Origin of the sequence: Streptomyces sp. SID14478, from assembly GCF_010548525.1 — a bacterium.
GTDB lineage: Bacteria > Actinomycetota > Actinomycetes > Streptomycetales > Streptomycetaceae > Streptomyces.
Genome location: NZ_JAAGMG010001322.1, coordinates 1 through 2581, shown reverse-complemented (window position 1 = coordinate 2581; position 2581 = coordinate 1). Strand labels below are relative to the sequence as shown.

At 73.5% G+C, this 2581-nt stretch carries 3 protein-coding genes; all 3 read left to right on the top strand.

What is annotated here, in order from left to right; all coding sequences use genetic code 11:
- Positions 1-318, top strand: a 318-nt coding sequence (locus G3I40_RS42005) for a bifunctional 4-hydroxy-2-oxoglutarate aldolase/2-dehydro-3-deoxy-phosphogluconate aldolase (protein ID WP_164560055.1), incomplete at its 5' end; no start/stop codon positions are given.
- Between the two features lie 78 nt (positions 319-396).
- Positions 397-1548 (top strand): galactonate dehydratase, encoded by a 1152-nt coding sequence (gene dgoD / locus G3I40_RS42000; RefSeq protein WP_164560054.1) that lies wholly within the window; start codon positions 397-399, stop codon positions 1546-1548.
- 107 nt (positions 1549-1655) lie between these two features.
- Positions 1656-2581 (top strand): protein kinase (locus G3I40_RS41995; RefSeq protein WP_239092265.1); only part of this gene is annotated, 926 nt, incomplete at its 3' end.

Below are 2581 nucleotides of genomic sequence, written 5' to 3'. Positions count from 1 at the left end.
GGACTCGACGCGGCGGTGGCGTCGGCGTCGGTCGCCGCGGGCCTGCCGCACCTGCCCGGCGTGGCCACGGCGACGGACGTCCAGGCGGCGCGGGCGCTCGGTCTGACCTGGCTGAAGGCGTTCCCGGCGAGCGTGCTCGGGGCGGACTGGTTCCGGGCGATGCGAGGACCCTTCCCCGAGGTCCCGTTCGTGGCCACCGGGGGAATGGACGCGGGCAACGCCGCCGCCTACCTGTCGGCCGGGGCGCGGGTCGTCGCCGTCGGTTCCGCCCTCGAAGACCCGGCCCAACTGGCTTCCCTCGCCGAACTGTTGGCCTGACCTGACGGGCGGGGCCCCGCCCCGCCGCACCCCGCTCCGCACCCGCCGGAGGGGCCCACCCATGAGGAGGCGTCCACCATGAAGATCACCGCTCTCACCACCTACCTCGTCGCCCCCCGCTGGCTCTTCCTCAAGGTCGAGACCGACGAAGGGATCACCGGCTGGGGCGAACCCGTCGTCGAGGGGCGGGCGCACACCGTCGCCGCCGCCGTCGACGAGCTCGCCGACCACCTCGTCGGCAAGGACCCGCTGCGCATCGAGGACCACTGGCAGGTCATGACGAAGGGCGGCTTCTACCGGGGCGGCCCCGTGCTGTCCTCCGCCGTGTCCGGCATCGACCAGGCCCTGTGGGACATCAAGGGCAAGTTCCACGGCGTCCCGGTCCACGACCTGCTGGGCGGCGCCGTACGGGACCGGATGCGGATGTACTCGTGGATCGGCGGCGACGACCCGAGCGAGGCCGCCGAGCACGCGCGGCAGCGCCTCGAACAGGGCTACCGGGCCGTGAAGATGAACGTCGGCGGGCGGCTCAAGCACCTGGAGACCGCGCGCGAGATCGACGCCGTCGTCGAGCGCGTCGCCTCCGTGCGCGAGGTCATGGGACCCGACGGCGACGTGGCGGTCGACTTCCACGGGCGCACCTCCCCGGCCCTCGCCAAGCAGCTCGCCCGCGTCCTGGAACCGCTGCGGCCGATGTTCATCGAGGAGCCTCTGCTGCCCGAACTGACCTCCCAGTACGGCGAGTTCACCGCCGCCACGAGCATCCCGGTGGCGACCGGCGAGCGACTCTACTCGCGCTGGGACTTCGACCAGGTGCTGCGCTCCGGCATCGCTCTCGCCCAGCCCGACCTGTCGCACGCGGGCGGCATCTCCGAGGTGCGCCGGATCGCGGCGCAGGCCGAGGTGCACGGCGTGGGGCTCGCCCCGCACTGTCCGCTCGGCCCGATCGCGCTCGCCGCCTGCCTGCAGGTCGACTTCGCGTCGCCGAACGCGTTCATCCAGGAGACCAGCCTCGGCATCCACTACAACGTCGGCTCCGACCTCGGTGACTACCTCGTCGACACGTCCGTCTTCGACTTCGACACCACCGACGGGCACATGGCCCGCCTCACCGCGCCCGGTCTCGGCATCGAGGTCGACGAGCGGGCCGTGATCAAGGCCGCGGCGACCGGCCACCGCTGGCACAACCCGGTCTGGCGGCACACGGACGGCTCCTTCGCGGAGTGGTGAACCGGTGCGGCCCACGCCCCTGAGGCCGGCCACCGAGCGCCCGGATCCACGCAAACCACGGTCCGCACGGGAGCGATGAAGGGCCCCCGCACCTATCCTGGGTCGCCATGGAGGGGGACTCCTCGGGGCCGCTGATCGTCATGCCGCCGCCGGGCGCGCCGCGGGACGCGGACGTCGGCCTGCCCGAGGAAGGCCCGGACGTCACCGCGCTGCCGGAGATCCGGCCCCGCGACCCGGCGGCCCCCGACCCCCACGAGGACCGGTCGTCCCTGGCCGCGGGCGAGTTGCTCGCGGGCCAGTACCGCGTGGTGCGCCGGCTGGGACTCGGCGGAATGGGGGACGTCTACCTCGCGCGCGACGAGAAGGTCGACGGGCGGGAGGTCGCCGTCAAGACGCTGCGGCCGGGCCAAGTCGCCTTTGCGGCACGCGCGTTGGAGGAGGAGCGGCAGGCGTTCGCCGACCTCAACCACGAGGGCATCATCCCCGTCTTCAACTACGGCACCCACGAGTCGGTCGGTGACTTCCTCGTCCTGCCCTACGTCGACGGACTGAACCTGCACGAGGTGCGCGCCCTCGCCCTGCTCGACCCGGCCCGCTTCGGCGGCTCCCGCTTCCACGAGTTCGTCCTCGCGTACGGGGTGCGCATCCTGTCCGCCCTGGACCACCTGCACGCACGGCCCGGCTCCGGGGCGCTGGTGTACGGCGACCTCAAGCCGCAGAACGTGATGCACGACGGCGCCGCCATCAAGGTCGTCGACGTCGGCTCGATCCGGCCCGCGGGCGCTCCCGGCCTGACCACGTACGGATTCCGCGCCCCGAACGTGCCGCTCACCCCGAACGAGGTGGCCGGCGCCAGCGAACCGCAGGACGACCTGTTCAGCCTCGGCGAGTCCCTGCGCGCCCTGTGCGGGCTCGGCGAGAACCACCGCGACCTGGCCGCCCTCGGCGCGCTCGGCAGGCTCAGCGAGGGCGACACGCTCGCGGCCCGCGCCGCCCTGCTGACGACCGCGCCCGCCCCCGACGGCCTCGGCCT

Excerpts from the sequence above, each read along its gene's own strand:
- dgoD (WP_164560054.1), top strand. The coding sequence starts at position 397 with ATGAAGATCACCGCTCTCACCACCTACCTCGTCGCCCCCCGCTGGCTC.